A 19,002-nucleotide genomic window follows, 5' to 3' on the forward strand; every position below is an offset into this window, starting at 1 on the left:
GGGCTCAGTCCAGCGTGAACCAGGCCGCCCGCGCCTTCTTCCACTCCGGGTGCGTCAGGTCCTTGGCCTCGGTCCCGTCCCCGTACAGGTCGGCGGAGCCGCTGTCGGTGATCAGCTGCACCCGCCCGCCCGCCACGGACAGGGCCGGCACCTCCACGATGGCCTCCCAGCCCCCCGGGTCGGCGGTCGGCAGATCGGCCCGCTTGACCGGGGCGTGCCCGGGGACCCCGTCCCACTGGTAGAGCGCGTACGGGTCGGAGTTGTCGTCGGCGGCCCAGGAGCCCGCCAGGATCAGGTACTGGCCGGCCGCGCTCCTGCGCATGTCCCGGACGGCCAGCCCGCCGAGGTCGAGCTCGATGCCCGCCCCGAAGACGGCCTTCGCGCCGCTGGAGAGCACCTTGTCGAAGTTGGTCACCGGCACGACCAGCGCCTTGCCGCCGGGTACGGCCGGGGCCAGCGGGGCGCGGAAGCCCAGGTAGGCCGTGGTGGTGGAGCCGGGGGCGAACTCCAGCCCCTCCACGTTGAAGCCGTCGATCTGCTTCGGCACCTCGCCGGCCGCCGTGCCCGCCGCGAACCCGTAGCGGTTCCCGTTCGCCTTGTCCCAGGCCACCAGGTCGTCGCGGAGCTTCTTGTACGACTTCCCGTACGCGAGCTGTGTGGTCGCCCCGGAGCCGCTGACCGTGGTGGTGAACACCGTGTTCCGGGGCGCCTTGTACTCGCCGTCCTTGTTGTTGCCGAGCGAGCCAGTCCAGTAGACGGTGTCGCCGATGCGGGTCGCCCCCTCGATGTCCACCTCCTTGGAGACGCCGAGCTGCGAGCTGAAGTCCCAGATCCGCAGCGGGGCGGCGGAGCGGGAACGGTCGTACAGCCGCAGCACGTTGGACTCGTCGTCGGCGACCACGGTGTAGCCGCCGCCCACGTCCACGGCGGCCGAGGAGTCCGAGGCCCCGGTGAAGTACCGCGCGTCGGCCGGGTTCTGCACGGCGGCCGAAGCGGCGTAGGACAGGGTCTTGGTGGCGCTCTTGCCGCCCAGGCCGGCCACCTTGACGGTCAGGTTCGTGTAGCCGCGGCCCCGCGCGGTGACGGCCAGCTGCCGTACCGCCCCGGCCCCGGTGACGGTGACGTCCCCCGTTCCGGCGACCGAGGCCTTGCTGGAGGCGGTCGCGCTGACGGTCAGCGCGGACGCGTCGGCGCCGCTCTGCCCGACCGTCACGTCCACGACGGGATCCCCGGCCCCGCCGACGGCGCCGGACAGGTACGACGCGGAGAACGCGATGGTCGGCGTCCCGTAACCCACCGCCTGGGCCGGCGCGTTCGTCCCGGCGAGCAGCAGCGCCGCCAGACCCGCTATGCCCAGCTGCGTCTTCATCTGCTTCATCGGTGTCCCCCACGAGTCGGGCCGAGCGTGAACCATGCGGACCGGGCCTTCTGCCACTCCGGGTGGTCGAGGTCCTTGGCCTCCTTGCCGTCCCCGTACAGGTCGGCTGAGCCGCTGTCGGTGATCAGCTGGACGCGGGCGCCGGGCGCCCGCAGGTCGGGTACGGCCACCACGGCCTCCCACCCGCCGGGACCGGTGGTGGGCAGGTCCGCGCGCTTGCGCGGGGCGTGCCCGGGGACCCCGTCCCACTGGTAGAGCGCGTACGGGTCGGAGTTGTCGTCGGCGGCGTACGAACCGGCCAGGATCAGGTACTGGCCGGCCGCGTTCCTGCGGATGTCGCGGACGGCGAGCCCCCCGAGGTCCAGTTCGAGCGGCTCGCCGAAGACGGGCCGGGCCCCCGCCGCGACGACCCGGTCGATGTGGGTGACGGGCACGATCAGCGCCTTGCCGCCGGGCACCGCGGGCGCCAGCGGGGCGCGGAACCCCAGGTAGGCGGTGGTGGAGGAGCCTGGGGCGAACTCCAGCCCCTCGATGTTGAACCCGTCGATCTGCTTGGGGACCTGGCCGTTCGCCGTTCCGGCCGCGAAGCCGTAGCGGTTGCCGTGGGCGGTGTCCCAGGCGACCAGGTCCTCGCGCAGGCCCTTGTAGGCGCTGCCGAGGCGGACCTCGGTCCCGGCACCCGAGCCGGTGACCTTCGTGGTGAAGACGGTGTTGCGCTCCGCCTTGTACGTGCCGTCCTTTTTGTTGCCCAGCGAGCCCGTCCAGTAGACGGTGTCGCCGACCCGGGCGGCCGCCTCGATGTCGGCCTCCTTCTTCAGGCCGAGGGCGGCGCCGAGGTCCCAGGCCTTCACCGGTGCGCCGGATCGGGAGCGGTCGTACAGCCGCAGCACGTTCGACTCGTCGTCAGCGACCAGCGCGTAGCCGCCGCCGACGTCCACGGCGGCCGAGGCGTCCGAGGAGCCGGTGAGGTAGCGGGTGCCGTGCGCGGAGTCGACCCGGGCGGAAGCCGCGTAGGAGAGGACGGCCGTGGCGGTCTTCCCGCCGCGCCCGGTGACCTGGAGGGTCAGGTCGGTGTACCCCTGGCCGCGGGCCCGGACCGTCAGCTTCCGGTCGCCGTCCGGCGTGCGCTCCTGCCGAACGTCGCCCACGGCGGCCACGGCCGGATTGCTGGAGGCGGTCACCTGGAGCCGCAGGAATCCGGCCGGGACGCCCGCCTGCTCGACGTCGACCGTGACGGTCGGGTCGCCGGTGGCGCCCACCGCACCGCTGAGGTGGGTCGCGGACAGCGTGAGCGTCACGGGTGCGTATCCCGTCTCCGCGTACGCGGGCCCGGTGAGCCCCGCGAGGAGCAGGGCCGCGACCCCTGCGGCGCCCACGGCACCGCAGCGGCGGGCCGGTGTGAGGCGAACGGTCACATCTGGTCCTCTCGTGTGCGCCGTCACTGTGTGACGGCCGTCGAGAAGATTCGGCCACCGTGGCCAACGCCCGGTGCACTTCACTTGTCGGCCCGGAGAACAGCGACCCGGAAAACAGCGACCCGGACAGCGGCCCGGACGGCAGCCAAGCCGGCAACCCGGTCCGCCGCCCGGAAAACAGGGAGGGCCCCCGGCACGACCGTGCCGGGGGCCCTCACGAGCGGGCGTCGCTCAGACGTTGAAACCGAGCGCGCGCAGCTGCTCACGGCCATCGTCCGTGATCTTGTCCGGGCCCCACGGGGGCATCCAGACCCAGTTGATCCGAAGCTCGTTGACGATCCCGTCCGTCGCCGACTTCGCCTGGTCCTCGATGACGTCCGTCAGCGGGCAGGCCGCCGAGGTGAGCGTCATGTCGAGGGTGGCGATGTTCGCGTCGTCGATGTGGATGCCGTAGATCAGGCCCAGGTTGACGACGTCGATGCCCAGCTCGGGGTCGACCACGTCGTAGAGGGCCTCACGGACCTCTTCCTCGGTGGCCGGCTTGATCGACGCCTCGGGCGTCGCGTTCTCGGTCATGCCGTCTTCCTCTCCGCGTCGCCCAGCACCTGGGCGGTCGCGTCCTTCCACGCCATCCAGCTCAGCAGAGCACATTTCACGCGCGCCGGATACTTGGAGACGCCGACGAACGCGACCGCGTCCTCCAGCACCTCCTCCATCTCCTCGTCCGGCTCGATCTTGCCCTTGGACTGCATCAGCTCCAGGAACACGCCCTGGATCTTCTGCGCCTCGGACAGCTGCTTGCCGACGAGCAGCTCGTTCAGCACGGACGCGCTGGCCTGGCTGATGGAGCAGCCCTGGCCCTCGTACGAGACATCCGTCAGCGTCTCGCCGTCGTACTTCACGCGCAGCGTGATCTCGTCACCGCACGTCGGATTGACGTGGTGCACCTCGGCGTCGCCTTCGCGCAGGCCACGCCCGTGCGGGTGCTTGTAGTGGTCCAGGATCAGTTCCTGGTACATCGAATCCAGCTTCACAGCGTCCCCGTCGTCAGCCGAAGAAGTTCCGTACGTGCTCCAGCCCGTCGATCAGCGCGTCGACCTCGGCGGGAGAGGAGTACAGGTAGAAAGACGCTCGCGTCGTCGCGGGAATTCCGTAGCGCAGGCAGACCGGGCGTGCGCAGTGGTGTCCCACGCGGACCGCGATGCCCTGCTCGTCCAGCACCTGACCCACGTCGTGCGGGTGGATGTCACCCAGCGTGAAGGAGATCGCGGCGCCGCGGTCCTCGGCCGTGGTGGGGCCGATGATCCGCAGGTCGGGGACCTCCAGCAGGCGCTTGACCGCATATTCCGTGATCGCGTGCTCGTGCGCGGCGATCTTGTCCATGCCGATCGCGGACAGGTAGTCCACGGCCGCGCCGAGGCCGACGGCCTGGGCGATCGGGGGCGTACCGGCCTCGAACTTGTGCGGCGCCGGGGCGTAGGTCGAGGCGTGCATCGACACGGTCTCGATCATCTCGCCGCCACCGAGGAACGGCGGCAGGTCCTCCAGCAGCTCCTGGCGGCCCCAGAGAACGCCGATGCCGGTCGGGCCGCACATCTTGTGGCCGGTGAAGGCCACGAAGTCGGCGCCGAGCGCCTGTACGTCCAGCGGCATGTGCGGAGCGGCCTGGGAGGCGTCGATCAGCACGAGGGCGCCGACGTCCTGGGCGCGCCGGACGATCGCCTCGACGGGGTTGACCGTGCCCATGATGTTGGAGACCAGCGTGAAGGAGACGATCTTCGTCTTCTCCGTGATGACCTCTTCGATGTTGGACAGGTCGAGCCGGCCGTCGTCGGTGAGGCCGAACCACTTCAGCTTCGCGCCGGTGCGCTGCGAGAGCAGCTGCCACGGCACGATGTTGGAGTGGTGCTCCATCTCCGTGATGGCGATCTCGGTCTCGCGGTCGACCCGGTAGGGCTCGTCCGCCCAGCCGAGCATGTTCGCGACCAGGTTGAGCGACTCCGAGGCGTTCTTGGTGAAGATCACCTCGTCGCGGCTCGGTGCGTTGATGAAGGCGGCGACCTTGTCGCGGGCGCCCTCGTACAGCGCCGTGGCCTCCTCGGCGAGCACGTGCACGCCGCGGTGGACGTTGGCGTTGTGCTGCTCGTAGTACTCGTTCAGCGCATCGAGCACCTGGCGCGGCTTCTGCGAGGTCGCCGCGTTGTCCAGGTAAACGATCTTCTTCCCGTCGTGGACCACACGATCCAGCAGGGGGAAGTCCTTGCGGATCGCCTCGATGTCGAGGAGGCCAGGCAGCTGTGTCACGCGGTCGCGCCACCCTTCACGTACTTGTCGTAGCCCTCGGCCTCCAGCTGGTCCGCCAGCTCGGCGCCACCGGACTCGGCGATACGACCGTTCGCGAACACGTGCACGAAGTCGGGCTTGATGTAGCGCAGGATGCGCGTGTAGTGCGTGATCAGCAGGGTGCCGACCTCACCGGTCTCGCGGACGCGGTTGACGCCTTCCGAGACGATGCGCAGCGCGTCGACGTCGAGGCCGGAGTCGGTCTCGTCGAGGATCGCGATCTTCGGCTTGAGGAGCTCCAGCTGGAGGATCTCGTGGCGCTTCTTCTCACCGCCGGAGAAGCCCTCGTTGACGTTGCGCTCGGCGAAGGCCGGGTCCATCTGGAGCTGCTCCATCGCGGACTTGACCTCCTTCACCCAGGTGCGCAGCTTGGGGGCCTCGCCGCGGATGGCCGTGGCCGAGGTCCGCAGGAAGTTGGAGACCGAGACGCCGGGGACCTCGACCGGGTACTGCATGGCGAGGAAGACGCCGGCGCGGGCGCGCTCGTCGACGGTCATCTCCAGGACGTCTTCGCCGTCGAGGGTCACGGTGCCACCGGTGATGGTGTACTTCGGGTGACCGGCCAGCGAGTACGCCAGCGTGGACTTGCCGGAGCCGTTCGGACCCATGATTGCGTGCGTCTCACCCTGCTTGACGGTGAGGTCGACGCCCTTGAGGATCTCGCGGGCGCCGTTCTCGGCCTCGACGGAGACGTGCAGGTCGTGGATTTCAAGCGTTGCCATGGATACCTCAGGACTCCTGGGTGAGGGAGACGAGCACGTCGTCCCCTTCGATCTTTACGGGGTATACGGGTACGGGGCGCGTCGCGGGCAGGCCGGACGGCTTGCCGGTGCGCAGGTCGAAGGCCGATCCGTGCAGCCAGCACTCGATCATGCAGTCCTCGACCTCGCCCTCCGAGAGCGAGACGTTCGCGTGCGAGCAGATGTCGTTGATCGCGAACACCTCCCCCTCGGTGGAGACGATGGACACCGGCGTGCCGTCGAGCTCCACCCGCTTGGGGGTGTTCTCCTCCAGCTCGCTCAGCGCACAGGCCTTGACGTAATTCATCAGACGGAACCCTGGAGCTCGGTCTCGATCTTGGTGAGCAGGCGCTCTTCGATGTCGTCGACACCGATCTGCTGGACGAGCTCGGCGAAGAAGCCGCGCACGACCAGACGGCGGGCCTCGTCGGCCGGGATGCCGCGGGCCTGGAGGTAGAAAAGCTGCTCGTCGTCGAAGCGGCCGGTCGCGGAGGCGTGGCCGGCACCGACGATCTCGCCGGTCTCGATCTCCAGGTTCGGCACCGAGTCGACCCGCGCGCCGTCCGTGAGGACGAGGTTGCGGTTCATCTCGTAGGTGTCGGTGCCCTCGGCGGTCTTCTCGATGAGCACGTCACCGATCCAGACGGCGTGGGCGTCCTGGCCCTGGAGCGCGCCCTTGTAGACCACGTTCGACTTGCAGTGCGGGGCGCTGTGGTCGACCAGGAGGCGGTGCTCCTGGTGCTGGCCGGCGTCCGTGAAGTACAGGCCGAAGAGCTCCGCCTCGCCGCCGGGGCCGGCGTAGGTCACGCGCGGGTGGAGGCGTACGAGGTCGCCGCCGAAGGTGACCACGATCGACTTGAAGGTCGCGTCGCGGCCGACCAGCGCGTTGTGCTGGGAGACGTGGACGGCGGTGTCGTCCCAGTCCTGCACCGAGACGACGGTGAGCTTGGCGCCGTCGCCGATCAGGAAGTCGACGTTCGCGGCGCGCACGCCGTCACCGGTGTGGTCGATGACGATGACGGCCTCGGCGAACGCCTGCACGTCGAAGACGGTGTGGCCGAAGGTGGTGCCACCCTCGCCGTGCAGCGTGACGCGCACGGGCTCGGTCAGGACGGCCTCCTTGGGCACGGTGACGACCGTGGCCTTGGCGAAGGACGAGAACGCCTGCGCGGCGACCCGGTCCACCGGGGTGCCGGCCTTGCCGATGCGCGCGTCGCCGCGTTCCACCGACTCGATCGTGACGCCCTCGGGCGCGTCGATCTGGGCCTTCATGGTGCCGTCGGCGACCGCGGTGCCGTCGTGCAGGCCCTTGAGGCGGGCGAGCGGGGTGAACCGCCACTCCTCCTCGCGGCCGTTGGGGACCGGGAAGTCCGCCACGTCGAAGGACGGGGGCGCGCTCATCCGGGTGGCGACGGTGGACTCGGCGGCCACCGCGATCGAGCCGGCGGTGGTCGAGCCCGCCGGAATGTTCTGAGCCTCAGCCATGGCTGTCGTGTTGCTCGCTCTCTTAAAAAGCACTGCCTGCGTCAAAGAATGTGCTGCGGGGATTGCGGGACGGCCGGGACTAGCCGACCGAGCCCTCCATCTGCAGCTCGATCAGCCGGTTCAGCTCCAGCGCGTACTCCATGGGCAGCTCACGCGCGATGGGCTCGACGAAGCCGCGCACGATCATGGCCATGGCCTCGAACTCGGTCAGACCGCGGCTCATCAGGTAGAAGAGCTGGTCGTCGGAGACCTTGGAGACGGTGGCCTCGTGACCCATGGAGACGTCGTCCTCGCGGACGTCCACGTAGGGGTACGTGTCCGAGCGGGAGATCGTGTCGACCAGGAGCGCGTCGCACAGCACGTTCGACTTGGAGCCGTGGGCGCCCTCGCCGATCTCGACCAGGCCTCGGTACGAGGTACGGCCGCCGCCTCGCGCCACCGACTTGGAGACGATGTTCGAGGAGGTGTTCGGCGCCATGTGGACCATCTTGGAGCCGGCGTCCTGGTGCTGGCCCTCGCCCGCGAAGGCGATGGACAGGGTCTCGCCCTTGGCGTGCTCGCCCATCAGGTAGACGGCCGGGTACTTCATGGTGACCTTGGAACCGATGTTGCCGTCGACCCACTCCATGGTCGCGCCCTCGTACGCCACGGCGCGCTTGGTGACCAGGTTGTAGACGTTGTTCGACCAGTTCTGGATCGTCGTGTAGCGGCAGCGGCCGCCCTTCTTCACGATGATCTCGACCACGGCGCTGTGCAGCGAGTCCGAGGAGTAGATCGGGGCGGTGCAGCCCTCGACGTAGTGGACGTACGCGTCCTCGTCGACGATGATCAGCGTCCGCTCGAACTGGCCCATGTTCTCCGTGTTGATACGGAAGTAGGCCTGGAGCGGGATGTCGACCTTGACGCCCTTGGGCACGTAGATGAACGAGCCGCCCGACCACACGGCGGTGTTCAGCGACGCGAACTTGTTGTCGCCGACCGGGATGACCGTGCCGAAGTACTCCTGGAAGAGCTCCGGGTGCTCCTTGAGCGCGGTGTCCGTGTCGAGGAAGATGACGCCCTGCTCCTCCAGGTCCTCGCGGATCTGGTGGTAGACGACCTCGGACTCGTACTGCGCCGCGACACCGGCGACGAGGCGCTGCTTCTCCGCCTCCGGGATGCCGAGCTTGTCGTACGTGTTCTTGATGTCCTCCGGCAGGTCCTCCCACGAAGCGGCCTGCTTCTCGGTGGAGCGCACGAAGTACTTGATGTTGTCGAAGTCGATGCCCGAGAGGTCGGAGCCCCAGTTCGGCATGGGCTTCTTGTCGAACAGCTTCAGGCCCTTGAGGCGGAGGTTGAGCATCCACTCCGGCTCGGACTTCTTCGCCGAGATGTCGCGGACGACCTCCTCGGACAGACCCCGCTTGGCAGCGGCACCGGCCGCGTCGGAGTCGGCCCAGCCGTATTCGTAGGTGCCCAGGCCATCGAGCTCAGGGTGAGCAGTCTCCGTGGTCATGCGGGGTTCCTCCCGGCCGTACTTGCAGATACTGATGTGTCGGTCTGTGTGGCGCCCGTGGCGCCGGCGCTTCCGCTGCGCGGAATGAACGTCGTGCACACCCCGTCGCCGTGGGCGATCGTGGCGAGTCGCTGCACGTGTGTCCCGAGCAGGCGGGAGAAGACCTCGGTCTCCGCCTCGCAGAGCTGCGGGAACTGCTCGGCCACATGGGCGACCGGGCAGTGGTGCTGGCAGAGCTGTTCACCGCTGTGCGGACCGGGAGCGCTCTTCGCCGTAGCAGCGTACCCGTCGGCCGTCAACGCCTTGGCAAGGGCCTCGGTGCGGTCCGCGGGGTCCGCGGCGTCCACCGCTTCCCGGTAGGTCTCGGCCTGTGCGGCCATCCGCGCCCTGGCGAAGGCCGCCACCGCCGCCTCGCCCTGGTCGCCGCCGCCGGCGGACTGCGCGATCCAGCGCAGGGCCTCCACGGCGAGCGAGTCGTAGGACTGGTCGAAGGCGTCGCGGCCGCAGTCGGTGAGCGCGAAGACCTTGGCGGGCCGGCCCCGGGTGCGTGCGCCGTACACACGCTGCTCCCGGGCTTCGACGACGTCGTCCGCGACGAGTGCGTCGAGGTGCCGGCGGACGGCGGCCTGGGTGAGGCCGAGACGCTGGGCAAGGTCGGCGACGGTGGACGGACCGTGGTCCAGGATGGAGCGCGCGACCCGGTTGCGGGTGGACCGCTCCCCGGTCACGAGTTCCCCCTGGGGGGTCTCGATCATCCGTTCGCCGTATTTCACAACGCCATTGTTGCGTAATTAACCGAGCATCGACAAGCCGTGATGGAGGCCACTCCGGGTGGCCTCCATCACTAAGGGTTACCTAATTTATCGACGCAGAGTTATTCGGAGGCCTGCATTCCGTACTCTCCGCGGGCCCGCCGGTGAACGGGTAAGCGGCTCCCACCAGCAATCCTTGGCCCATGACGGTCCCGGAGCGGTGAATATCAGGTTCCCGAAAAGATCACCGAAACCGACTGGGCCATCCAGGATCACCCGACCGAAAAGAGCCGTGTTCGCGACCCGGTGTTCGAATCCGACCGCGACAAAACCCGCCACGAGGTCACCGATGGCCGGGCCCGTGACCCCCGGCCCCCGGGACCGAAGGCCCCCTCGGGCCCTCCGTAGACTCACCCGCATGAGCAACGACCCCGCCGTGGAGATCCGCGGACTGGTGAAGCGGTACGGCGCGAAGACCGCGGTGGACGGACTGGACCTCACCGTCCCCGGCGCCTCCGTCACCGCGGTACTAGGTCCCAACGGCGCGGGCAAGACGACCACGGTGGAAACCTGCGAGGGCTACCGCCGCCCCGACGCCGGCACCGTCCGCGTCCTCGGCCTCGACCCGGTCGCCCAGGCCGAGGCCCTGCGCCCGCGGATCGGCGTGATGCTCCAGTCCGGCGGGGTCTACTCCGGCGCCCGCGCCGTCGAGATGCTGCGCCACATGGCCGGGCTGTACGCCGACCCGCTCGACGTGGACACCCTGGTGGAACGCCTCGGCCTCGGCGGCTGCGGCCGCACCACCTACCGCCGGCTCTCCGGCGGCCAGCAGCAGCGCCTGGCCCTCGCCATGGCCGTCGTGGGCCGCCCCGAGCTGGTCTTCCTGGACGAGCCGACCGCCGGCCTCGACCCGCAGGCCCGCCGCGCGACCTGGGACCTCGTACGGGAACTGCGCGCCGACGGGGTCACCGTCGTCCTCACCACCCACCACATGGACGAGGCCGAGCAGCTCGCGGACGAGGTGGCCATCGTCGACGCGGGCAAGGTCATCGCCCACGGCAGCCCCGAGCAGCTGTGCCGGGGCGGCGCCGAGAACACCCTGCGCTTCACCGGCCGCCCCTCCCTCGACCTCGCCTCCCTCCTGAAGGCACTGCCCGACGGAACCGGGGCCGCCGAGCTCAGCGCGGGCGTCTACCGGGTGCACGGCGCCGTGGACCCGCAGCTGCTGGCCACCGTCGCGTCCTGGTGCGCGCAGCACGGGGTGATGCCGGACAGCCTCGCGGTCGAGCGGCACACCCTCGAAGACGTCTTCCTCGAGCTCACGGGCAAGGAGCTGCGCGCATGAGCGCCGGTACGTTCACCCCCAACCCGGGGGCCGCCCCCGTCTCCCGGATGATCTGGGCGCAGACCGCGCTGGAGACCCGGATGCTGCTGCGCAACGGGGAGCAGCTGCTGCTGACCGTGATCATCCCGGCGCTCCTGCTGGTGCTGTTCTCCGCCGTCGACATCATCACCGTGCCCGTCCGGGAGGGCAGCGGCCAGAAGTCGGTGGACTTCCTCGCGCCCGGCATCCTGGCCCTGGCCGTGATGTCCACCGCCTTCACCGGCCAGGCCATCGCCACCGGCTTCGACCGCCGCTACGGGGTCCTCAAGCGGCTCGGCGCCTCGCCGCTGCCGCGCTGGGCGCTGATGGCCGCCAAGACCCTGTCCGTCCTGGTCACCGAGGTGCTCCAGATCGCCCTGCTGACGGTGATCGCCTTCGCCCTGGGCTGGTCCCCGCAGGGGGACCCGCTGTCGGTCGCCGCGCTCGTCCTGCTGGGCACCGCCGCCTTCTCCGGGCTGGGGCTGCTGATGGCGGGCACCCTCAGGGCCGAGGCGACCCTGGCCGCCGCCAACCTCGTCTTCCTGCTGCTGCTGGTCGGCGGCGGGGTGATCGTGCCGATGGAGAAGTTCCCGGACGCGGTGCAGTCCGTCCTGGGCCTGCTGCCGATCTCCGCGCTGTCCGACGGGCTGCGCGAGGTGCTCCAGCACGGGGCCGCGCTGCCCTGGGGCGACGCCGCGATCCTGGCCGGCTGGGCGGTGCTGGGCCTGGGCGCCGCCGCGAGGTTCTTCCGCTGGGAGTGAATCCCTTCCCCCGGACGTTGGCATGGCAGGAGGATGAGCGCCTCCACACATCAGCGACGACGCCGGGGGGCGGGCATGGCGCAGCGGGAGGCCGTTCTGCGGCTGGACGAGCAGTGGGCGAGGATCCGGTCGGGCGCCGCGCAGGCGGATCCCGGCGAGAGCGACCGGCTGCTGGCTGAGCTGATCGGCGCCCTGCGCGAGCCCGCCAGGACGGACGCCGAGTGCGCCGCCCGGCTGGGGCTGCGCCTGGGCGACCTCGCGGCCCGCCGGTTCGCGGCCGGGGACCGCGCCGGGGCCCTGTCGGCGATCGAGGAGGGGCTGCGGCACGCGCAGGAGGCGGCCGGGCACGCCCCGGAGTACGCCCGCTGGTACGCCCGGGGTCTGATCAACCAGGGCGTCTGGCTGGCCTGGCCCCTCAGCGACGAAGCCCGGCTGCCCCGCCACCCGCTCGGCCCCGCCTCCGAGAGCGGCCCCAGCGCCATGGAGCGTGCGGCCGGCGAGCGCGCCCGGGACCTGACCCGTACCGCGGTCGAGGTGTGGGCCTCCCTGGACCAGGACGACCCGGTCAACCGCCGGGGTCTGGCCCAGGCCAAGGTGTTCCTCGGGGACCGGCTCGCCGAGCTCGGCCTCGCCGAGGACGCGGTGGGCTGGGCGGTGGACGCCGAGGCCGGCTTCCGCCGGCTGCTGCTCTCGGCGCCCGGCTCCGAGGAGGCCCAGGAGGCCGAGGAGGCGCTGGACCACATCGGCCGCCAGCTGGAACTGCGGCTGCGCTACCTGAGCTTCGATTCCCTGGTGAGCCTGCGCGCGCGGGGCCTGCTGCCCGAACGCCTGCTCCCCCAGGCCGTGGTGGCCGCGCGGATCCAGGGGGTGGAGGAGCCCGGGATCGCCGCCCGGCTGCGGCTGGACGCCGAAGCGGTGCGCACGATGCTGGAGGTCACGCCATGGCTCGCGGTGTGGCGCATCGAGGTGCGGGGCGCGGACGGACTGTGGAACGTACAGGGACATCCATGGCACAGCATTACAGAGGTGAGGAACAGGACAGCCGAGGATGTAGCGGCTGAATTGGTGCGCGGTTTCATGGAGTCGGCGGACTACCCCGGGGACAACGGCCTTTGGCGCATCCGGCTGTGGTGGCAGGAGGAGGGCGACCCGGCCGGAGCCAGGTTCCGGCTGGTCGTGGGCCCCGACTCACCACCCGGCACCCCCTCGTGAAAGTTTGCACAAGGGTCGGCATACGATAGGGCCCGTGTTGACCCCCCTCGCTTACATCGCCAGCCGCTGGACTCCGTCACCCCGGACCGTCCGGCGGGCCGCGTTCGCCGCGCTCGTCATGAGCGTGGTCATCGTCGTCACCGGCGGCGCGGTGCGGCTGACCGGATCCGGTCTCGGCTGCGACACCTGGCCCAAGTGCACCGACGAGAGCCTCGTCGCGACGCAGGCCCAGGGCATTCACGGCGCCATCGAGTTCACGAACCGCATGCTGACGTACGTGCTGTGCGCGGCCGTCGGCTGGACGATCGTCGCGGCCCGCTCGGCCAAGCCCTGGCGCCGCTCGCTGACCCGGCTGGGCTGGCTCCAGTTCGCAGTCGTGATGGGCAACGCCGTGCTGGGCGGCATCACCGTGCTGACCGGTCTCAACCCGTACAGCGTGGCGGGGCACTTCCTGCTCGCCACCTCGCTGGTCACCGTGACGACCCTCACCTGGCAGCGCACCCGCGAGGGCGACACCGCCCCCAGGCCGCGCGTGCCGGGCCCGGTGCGCAAGCTGTCGTGGGCGCTGCTGGCCACGGCCTTCACGCTGATCGCGGCGGGCACGGTGGTCACCGGTTCCGGTCCGCACGCCGGCGACAAGAGCGAGATCAAGCGGATGCCGTTCGACTGGGCGCTGACCGCGCACGTGCACGCGATCGCCGCCTGGGCGGTGTGCGCGCTCGCCGTCGCGATGTGGCTGGTGCTGCGGGTGGTGGACGCCCCCGTCGACACCCGGGCGCGCGCCCGGGACCTGCTGGTCGTGCTGCTCGCGCAGGGCGCGGTCGGCTACGTCCAGTTCGTCACGGACCTGCCCGAGATCCTGGTGGGCCTGCACATGCTGGGTTCCTGCCTGGTGTGGATCTGCGTGCTCCGCCTCGCGCTGAGCCTGCGCGAGCGGACCGCGGACCGGGCCGACATCCCGGCCCAGGGCGACCCGCTGCTCTCCTCCGTCTGAGGGCCCTTCAGCGCGGCTGCCGCCCCTTCGGCGCCGGAGCCGCCCCATCGGCACCGCCGCCGCCTCTTCAGCGCCGTGCCGGCCTTCCGGCGCCGCTCAGGACCGCCCGTCCAGCCGGTAGACGCGGCGGGCGTTGCCCGCCGCGATCATCGCCGCGACCCGGTCCGCGTCCCGCCAGGACCAGGCGCCGTCGGCGACCCAGCCGCCCAGCACCCGGCCCAGCGCCTCCCGGAAGACCAGGGCGCCGACCGCGTGCAGTTCGGGCAGTTGCCGCCCGCCGCTGGAGAACAGCAGCTTCCCGAAGGGGGCCAGCTCCAGCAGCTCGGCCAGCACCGCCGCCGCCCGCGCCCCCGTCTGCGCGAGGGCCGGGCCCAGATCGGCGTGGACGTGGGGGAAGAGCGCCGCCAGCCGCGCGGCGTGCCGGTGGTACGGATAGCCGCCGAGCAGGACCAGCTGGGTCCCGAGGCCCGCGGTCGCCCGTACGAAGTCCGTCAGCAGGGCCGGATCGGCCCGCTCCGGCCGCTCCCCCGGCTCCCCCGGGCCCGTGTGCAACTGGACGGGCAGCCCGGACGCCACCGCGCTCCACAGCAGGTGCCGCAGGAGTACGGGGTCCCGTACGGTCCCGCCCTTGGCCCGGCGGGCCAGCCACCGCCCGGCCGCCCCGTGCACCTCGCCGGGACCGGGCGGCTCGGGTGCGAAGGCCAGGGCGACGGGGTATCCGGCGTCGGCCCCGCAGGTGAACGCGACGGCGCCGGCGGCGGCGTGGTGGAGGGCCTCGGCGAGGTTGGCCAGGAAGGCGGTCGCGGTCCCGGAGGTGTCGGCGACCTGTTCGGCCAGCGACTCCAGCCGGACCAGCTCGAAGACCTCGGCGTCGGCGGCCAGGGCCAGCTCCTTGGGGCCGGTGAGGTCCCCCGCCGCCCCGGTGTCGACCAGGCGGGCGCCGGTCCCGCAGCCCCGCAGCAGCAGCCGCGCCGACTCGGCGACCCCGAGCTCGCGCCGCCGGGCGAGGTACCGGGCGGGCGCGCAGTGCGGTTCCAGGCCCAGCAGGGGCGGGCACCAGCGGCGCACGGCGAAGCCGGTCTGGGTGTCGAAGAAGGTGGTCCCGGCGGCGGGCGGGCCGGCCGAGCGGATCAGCTGGGCCTCGAAGGTGGCGAGGCCCAGCTCCGTACGGAGCACTCCGTGGCAGTACTGGTCCACCAGGGGCGGCGTTTCGATCATCCGGGCATCCCGTTTGCGGACGTGAGGAAGGGGCTTCCACACGTCCTAACGGGTGAGCGGGGTGTCAGGTGTTGCTCGCGCTGTTGACCGAGGACCCACCGGCGGGCGAAGCGGCCCCGGGGTCAGGGGTTCGCGGGGCCGCCGAGCTGGATACCGGCCATCCGGGTCCACTCGTAGGGGCCGGTGCGCACGCGCGCGGCGAACTCCCCGTCGAACTCCTCGTGGAGGGTCAGCGCGGCCTTCTCGGCGGCCAGCTGGGCCACGGCGTAGGTCGGGGCCACCAGGTCGCCCCAGCCCCCGTCCGTACCGACGAGCACGATCCGGGTGCCGGCCTGCCCGATGTGGGCCAGCTGGCCCTCGGCGCCGCCGTGCTGCTTGGCGAAGGCGCCGATCTGCCGGGCCAGCTTGGCGGCGGTGCGGTCCTGCTTCTTGTCCGGCGTGCCCGGCGTGGCCTGGGCGTCTGCGGTGTCTGCCATGGACGGCATGCTACCGGTGAGTAATCAGCGGAGGAAGGGATCCACGGCGACGGCGACGAAGAGCAGCGACACATAGGTGATCGACCAGTGGAACAGCCGCATCTCCTTGAGCTTCGCGCCCGTCACGCCCGCCTTGGCCCGCGAGTGCAGCGCGTGCGCCTCCCACAGCCACCAGCCGCCCGCCACCAGCGCGACGGAGGTGTAGAACCAGCCGGTGTACCCCAGCGGGGTGAGCAGCAGCGAGACGCCCACCATCACCCAGCTGTAGAGGACGATCTGCCGCGCCACGACCCTGTTGCCCGCGACGACCGGCAGCATCGGCACGCCGACCCGCGCGTAGTCGTCCTTCACCTTCATCGACAGCGGCCAGTAGTGCGGCGGCGTCCAGAAGAAGATGACGAGGAAGAGGATGACCGCGGCCCAGGAGACCTCGTTCTTCACCGCCGACCAGCCGATGAGCACCGGCAGGCAGCCGGCGATGCCGCCCCAGACGATGTTCTGCGCGGTGCGCCGCTTCAGCAGCATCGTGTAGACGACGACGTAGAAGAGGAGCGCGCCGAGCGAGAGCGCGGCCGAGAGCCAGTTGATCAGCAGGCCGAAGAACAGGGTGGAGATCACCCCGAGCGACACGCCGAAGACCAGGCACTCGCGCGGGCTCACCATGCCGGTCACCAGCGGCCGCTGGGACGTGCGGTCCATCAGCGCGTCGATGTCGCGGTCGATGTACATGTTCAGCGCGTTCGCGCCGCCCGCCGACAGGTATCCGCCGAAGCAGGTCGCGAGAACCAGCCAGAGCGACGGCACGCCCTGCTCGGCCAGGAACATCACCGGCACTGTGGTGATCAGCAGAAGTTCGATGATCCGCGGCTTGGTCAAAGCCACGAAAGCCATGGCCCGGGCCCCGAACGGCCGGTGACCGGGGCTCGTCCCGAGCACCCCCGCTGGACGGGATTCGACGGCCGTCACGCACACCCCTGACAGAGAATCCAGCAAGCTCCGGCTCACACTCTTCAGGCATGAAAGTCCGGTGAAGACTTGCGCGTACCACGCCACTCTAGACGTTGCACTTACGTCGCCCCGCCCGGGGGTCGCCTCGTGTTGGGCCGATCGGCCGGAGCCCAGGTGAACACCAGTGGCCAAGCAGGCGACGCACTACCGGCACTCGAATAGCCGCACGCCCCGGCGGGGGTAGGCTCGGAATCGCGCCGGTGCACCGTTCGTCACCGGGAAACGACATGTGGAGAGGAGCCCTGACCAACGGTGAGCACCAAGCCGACCACCACAGAGCTCGAGTGGACCGAACTGGACCAGCGGGCCGTCGACACCGCCCGCATTCTGGCCGCGGACGCGGTCCAGAAGGTCGGGAACGGCCACCCCGGTACGGCGATGAGCCTGGCCCCCGCCGCGTACACCCTGTTCCAGAAGGTCATGCGGCACGACCCGGCGGACCCCGAGTGGGTCGGCCGTGACCGCTTCGTGCTCTCCGCGGGGCACTCGTCCCTCACCCTTTACACCCAGCTCTACCTGGCCGGCTTCGGCCTGGACCTGGACGACCTCAAGTCGTTCCGCACCTGGGGCTCCAAGACCCCCGGTCACCCGGAGTACGGGCACACCAAGGGTGTCGAGACCACCACCGGCCCGCTGGGCCAGGGTGTGGCCAACGCGGTGGGCATGGCCATGGCCGCCCGCTACGAGCGCGGTCTGTTCGACCCGGAGGCCGCCCAGGGCGCCTCCCCGTTCGACCACATGATCTACGCGATCGCCGGTGACGGCTGCCTCCAGGAGGGCATCTCCCACGAGGCGTCCTCGCTCGCGGGCCACCAGAAGCTCGGCAACCTCGTACTGCTGTGGGACGACAACCACATCTCCATCGAGGGCGACACCGAGACGGCCGTCTCCGAGGACACCCTCAAGCGGTACGAGGCCTACGGCTGGCACGTCCAGCGCGTCGCGCCGCAGGCCAGCGGCGACCTCGACCCGAAGGCCCTGTTCGCCGCGATCGAGGCCGCCAAGGCCGAGACCGAGCGCCCGTCCTTCATCGCGATGCGCTCGATCATCGCCTGGCCGGCCCCGCACGCCCAGAACACCGAGGCCGCGCACGGCTCGGCGCTCGGCAACGACGAGGTCGCCGCCACCAAGCGCGTCCTCGGCTTCGACCCGGAGCAGACCTTCGAGGTCTCCGACGAGGTCATCGCGCACACCCGCAAGGCGCTCGACCGGGGCCGCGAGGCCAAGGCCGCGTGGGAGAAGGACTTCTCCGCCTGGCGCACCGCCAACCCGGAGCGCGCCGCCGAGTTCGACCGCATCAACGCCAACGAGCTGCCCGCGGGCTGGGTGGACACCCTCCCCGTCTTCGAGACCGGCAAGAGCGTCGCCACCCGCGCCGCCTCCGGCAAGGTCCTCGAGGCGCTCGGCGCGGTCCTCCCGGAGCTGTGGGGCGGCTCGGCCGACCTGGCCGGCTCCAACAACACGACCATCGACAAGAACTCCTCGTTCCTGCCGGTGGGCAACCCGCTGCCGGGTGCGGAGCCCTACGGCCGCACCATCCACTTCGGCATCCGCGAGCACTCCATGGCCGCTGCCATGAACGGCATCGCCCTGCACGGCCACACCCGCGTCTACGGCGGCACCTTCCTGGTGTTCTCCGACTACATGCGCAACGCCGTACGCCTGTCCGCGCTGATGCACCTCCCGGTGACGTACGTGTGGACGCACGACTCCATCGGCCTCGGCGAGGACGGCCCGACGCACCAGCCGGTCGAGCACCTCGCCTCGCTGCGCGCCATCCCGGGCCTGAACGTGGTCCGTCCGGCCGACGCGAACGAGACCGCCATCGCCTGGCGCGAGATCCAGCAGCGCCACACCAAGGTGTTCGGCAAGGGCGCCCCGCACGGCCTGGCGCTGACCCGCCAGGGCGTGCCGACGTACGAGCGCAACGAGAACGCCGCCAAGGGCGGGTACGTGCTCTTCGAGGCCGAGGGCGGTCCCGCCCAGGTCGTCCTGATCGGCACCGGCTCCGAGGTCCAGCTCGCCGTCGCCGCCCGCGAGGCGCTGCAGGCCGAGGGCGTTCCGGCCCGCGTGGTCTCGATGCCGTCCGTCGAGTGGTTCGAGGAGCAGGACCAGGCGTACAAGGACAGCGTCCTGCCCCCCTCCGTCAAGGCGCGAGTAGCGGTCGAGGCCGGCATCGGTCTGACCTGGCACCGTTACGTCGGCGACGCGGGCCGGATCGTGTCGCTGGAGCACTTCGGTGCCTCCGCCGACGGCGCCGTGCTGTACCGCGAGTTCGGCCTGACGGCCGAGGCCGTGACCGCGGCCGCGAAGGAATCCCTCACCGCCGCCGCGCGCTGACGCCGGTACAAGAACCAGTAGG

At 70.9% G+C, this 19,002-nt stretch carries 18 protein-coding genes; 5 read left to right on the forward strand and 13 right to left on the reverse strand.

Annotated features, from left to right (window positions below; translation table 11 throughout):
• Positions 1-4 precede the first annotated feature (4 nt).
• The 10 genes from ACZ4TG_RS30190 to ACZ4TG_RS30235 all read right to left on the reverse strand — a co-directional run bounded on the left by ACZ4TG_RS30190 (position 5) and on the right by ACZ4TG_RS30235 (position 9,611).
• Positions 5-1,369 (reverse strand): hypothetical protein, encoded by a 1,365-nt coding sequence (locus ACZ4TG_RS30190; protein ID WP_468168888.1) that lies wholly within the window; start codon positions 1,367-1,369, stop codon positions 5-7.
• A gap of 5 nt (positions 1,370-1,374) precedes the next feature.
• Positions 1,375-2,793 (reverse strand): hypothetical protein, encoded by a 1,419-nt coding sequence (locus ACZ4TG_RS30195; protein WP_468168594.1) that lies wholly within the window; start codon positions 2,791-2,793, stop codon positions 1,375-1,377.
• A 231-nt stretch (positions 2,794-3,024) separates the two neighbouring features.
• Positions 3,025-3,369 (reverse strand): metal-sulfur cluster assembly factor, encoded by a 345-nt coding sequence (locus ACZ4TG_RS30200; RefSeq protein ID WP_030388904.1) that lies wholly within the window; start codon positions 3,367-3,369, stop codon positions 3,025-3,027.
• Complete coding sequence (gene sufU, locus ACZ4TG_RS30205; protein WP_468168597.1) at positions 3,366-3,827, reverse strand: Fe-S cluster assembly sulfur transfer protein SufU; 462 nt, start codon at positions 3,825-3,827, stop codon at positions 3,366-3,368. The genes ACZ4TG_RS30200 and sufU overlap by 4 nt, the downstream gene beginning before the upstream one ends.
• A 13-nt stretch (positions 3,828-3,840) precedes the next feature.
• On the reverse strand, positions 3,841-5,097 hold the full coding sequence (locus ACZ4TG_RS30210; RefSeq protein WP_468168600.1) for a cysteine desulfurase: 1,257 nt from the start codon (positions 5,095-5,097) through the stop codon (positions 3,841-3,843).
• A complete protein-coding gene (gene sufC, locus ACZ4TG_RS30215; protein WP_393829293.1) occupies positions 5,094-5,858 on the reverse strand; it encodes a Fe-S cluster assembly ATPase SufC in 765 nt (254 codons plus the stop codon). Before sufC ends, ACZ4TG_RS30210 begins: the two co-directional genes overlap by 4 nt.
• A gap of 7 nt (positions 5,859-5,865) precedes the next feature.
• On the reverse strand, positions 5,866-6,183 hold the full coding sequence (locus ACZ4TG_RS30220; protein ID WP_030009135.1) for a bifunctional 3-phenylpropionate/cinnamic acid dioxygenase ferredoxin subunit: 318 nt from the start codon (positions 6,181-6,183) through the stop codon (positions 5,866-5,868).
• The gene (gene sufD, locus ACZ4TG_RS30225) at positions 6,183-7,361 is read right to left on the reverse strand and encodes a Fe-S cluster assembly protein SufD (protein ID WP_468168604.1); all 1,179 of its coding nucleotides are present in this window, start codon (positions 7,359-7,361) and stop codon (positions 6,183-6,185) included. The genes ACZ4TG_RS30220 and sufD overlap by 1 nt, the downstream gene beginning before the upstream one ends.
• Before the next feature lie 79 nt (positions 7,362-7,440).
• Positions 7,441-8,856 carry a Fe-S cluster assembly protein SufB gene (gene sufB, locus ACZ4TG_RS30230; RefSeq protein WP_468168607.1) on the reverse strand — a complete coding sequence of 472 codons (1,416 nt, stop codon included), beginning with the start codon at positions 8,854-8,856 and terminating at the stop codon, positions 7,441-7,443.
• A complete protein-coding gene (locus tag ACZ4TG_RS30235; protein WP_468168610.1) occupies positions 8,853-9,611 on the reverse strand; it encodes a helix-turn-helix transcriptional regulator in 759 nt (252 codons plus the stop codon). The genes sufB and ACZ4TG_RS30235 overlap by 4 nt, the downstream gene beginning before the upstream one ends.
• A gap of 415 nt (positions 9,612-10,026) precedes the next feature.
• Between ACZ4TG_RS30235 and ACZ4TG_RS30240 the strand changes: the two genes are divergently transcribed.
• The 4 genes from ACZ4TG_RS30240 to ACZ4TG_RS30255 all read left to right on the forward strand — a co-directional run bounded on the left by ACZ4TG_RS30240 (position 10,027) and on the right by ACZ4TG_RS30255 (position 13,938).
• Positions 10,027-10,953, forward strand: a complete 927-nt coding sequence (locus ACZ4TG_RS30240) for an ABC transporter ATP-binding protein (RefSeq protein WP_468168613.1) — start codon at positions 10,027-10,029, stop codon at positions 10,951-10,953.
• On the forward strand, positions 10,950-11,732 hold the full coding sequence (locus ACZ4TG_RS30245; RefSeq protein ID WP_468168616.1) for an ABC transporter permease: 783 nt from the start codon (positions 10,950-10,952) through the stop codon (positions 11,730-11,732). The genes ACZ4TG_RS30240 and ACZ4TG_RS30245 overlap by 4 nt, the downstream gene beginning before the upstream one ends.
• Positions 11,733-11,807: 75 nt before the next feature.
• Entirely contained in the window at positions 11,808-12,944 is a 1,137-nt protein-coding gene (locus tag ACZ4TG_RS30250) for a hypothetical protein (protein ID WP_468168619.1), read from the forward strand.
• Between the two features lie 25 nt (positions 12,945-12,969).
• A complete protein-coding gene (locus tag ACZ4TG_RS30255; RefSeq protein ID WP_468168891.1) occupies positions 12,970-13,938 on the forward strand; it encodes a COX15/CtaA family protein in 969 nt (322 codons plus the stop codon).
• A gap of 96 nt (positions 13,939-14,034) precedes the next feature.
• Here ACZ4TG_RS30255 and ACZ4TG_RS30260 read toward each other — a convergent pair whose 3' ends face one another.
• From ACZ4TG_RS30260 to ACZ4TG_RS30270, 3 genes are all read right to left on the reverse strand, one after another.
• Positions 14,035-15,156, reverse strand: a complete 1,122-nt coding sequence (locus ACZ4TG_RS30260; protein ID WP_468168622.1) for an amidohydrolase family protein — start codon at positions 15,154-15,156, stop codon at positions 14,035-14,037.
• Between the two features lie 122 nt (positions 15,157-15,278).
• Positions 15,279-15,632 carry a hypothetical protein gene (locus ACZ4TG_RS30265; protein WP_468168625.1) on the reverse strand — a complete coding sequence of 118 codons (354 nt, stop codon included), beginning with the start codon at positions 15,630-15,632 and terminating at the stop codon, positions 15,279-15,281.
• A 24-nt stretch (positions 15,633-15,656) separates the two neighbouring features.
• Positions 15,657-16,604, reverse strand: a complete 948-nt coding sequence (locus tag ACZ4TG_RS30270; protein WP_468168894.1) for a heme o synthase — start codon at positions 16,602-16,604, stop codon at positions 15,657-15,659.
• A gap of 288 nt (positions 16,605-16,892) precedes the next feature.
• On the opposite strand from ACZ4TG_RS30270, the gene tkt reads away from it, so the two are divergent.
• Positions 16,893-18,980 (forward strand): transketolase, encoded by a 2,088-nt coding sequence (gene tkt, locus ACZ4TG_RS30275; RefSeq protein WP_468168628.1) that lies wholly within the window; start codon positions 16,893-16,895, stop codon positions 18,978-18,980.
• Positions 18,981-19,002: the final 22 nt, after the last annotated feature.

It is taken from the genome of Streptomyces sp. NPDC028314 (assembly GCF_055565795.1).

What these genes read in the sequence shown, in the direction of transcription:
- ACZ4TG_RS30190 (WP_468168888.1), bottom strand. Translation starts at nt 1,369, where the DNA reads ATGAAGACGCAGCTGGGCATAGCGGGTCTGGCGGCGCTGCTGCTCGCC.
- ACZ4TG_RS30200 (WP_030388904.1), bottom strand. Translation starts at nt 3,369, where the DNA reads ATGACCGAGAACGCGACGCCCGAGGCGTCGATCAAGCCGGCCACCGAG.
- sufC (WP_393829293.1), bottom strand. Translation starts at nt 5,858, where the DNA reads ATGGCAACGCTTGAAATCCACGACCTGCACGTCTCCGTCGAGGCCGAG.
- ACZ4TG_RS30220 (WP_030009135.1), bottom strand. Translation starts at nt 6,183, where the DNA reads ATGAATTACGTCAAGGCCTGTGCGCTGAGCGAGCTGGAGGAGAACACC.
- sufD (WP_468168604.1), bottom strand. Translation starts at nt 7,361, where the DNA reads ATGGCTGAGGCTCAGAACATTCCGGCGGGCTCGACCACCGCCGGCTCG.
- sufB (WP_468168607.1), bottom strand. Translation starts at nt 8,856, where the DNA reads ATGACCACGGAGACTGCTCACCCTGAGCTCGATGGCCTGGGCACCTAC.
- ACZ4TG_RS30235 (WP_468168610.1), bottom strand. Translation starts at nt 9,611, where the DNA reads ATGATCGAGACCCCCCAGGGGGAACTCGTGACCGGGGAGCGGTCCACC.
- ACZ4TG_RS30240 (WP_468168613.1), top strand. Translation starts at nt 10,027, where the DNA reads ATGAGCAACGACCCCGCCGTGGAGATCCGCGGACTGGTGAAGCGGTAC.
- ACZ4TG_RS30245 (WP_468168616.1), top strand. Translation starts at nt 10,950, where the DNA reads ATGAGCGCCGGTACGTTCACCCCCAACCCGGGGGCCGCCCCCGTCTCC.
- ACZ4TG_RS30250 (WP_468168619.1), top strand. Translation starts at nt 11,808, where the DNA reads ATGGCGCAGCGGGAGGCCGTTCTGCGGCTGGACGAGCAGTGGGCGAGG.
- ACZ4TG_RS30260 (WP_468168622.1), bottom strand. Translation starts at nt 15,156, where the DNA reads ATGATCGAAACGCCGCCCCTGGTGGACCAGTACTGCCACGGAGTGCTC.
- ACZ4TG_RS30265 (WP_468168625.1), bottom strand. Translation starts at nt 15,632, where the DNA reads ATGGCAGACACCGCAGACGCCCAGGCCACGCCGGGCACGCCGGACAAG.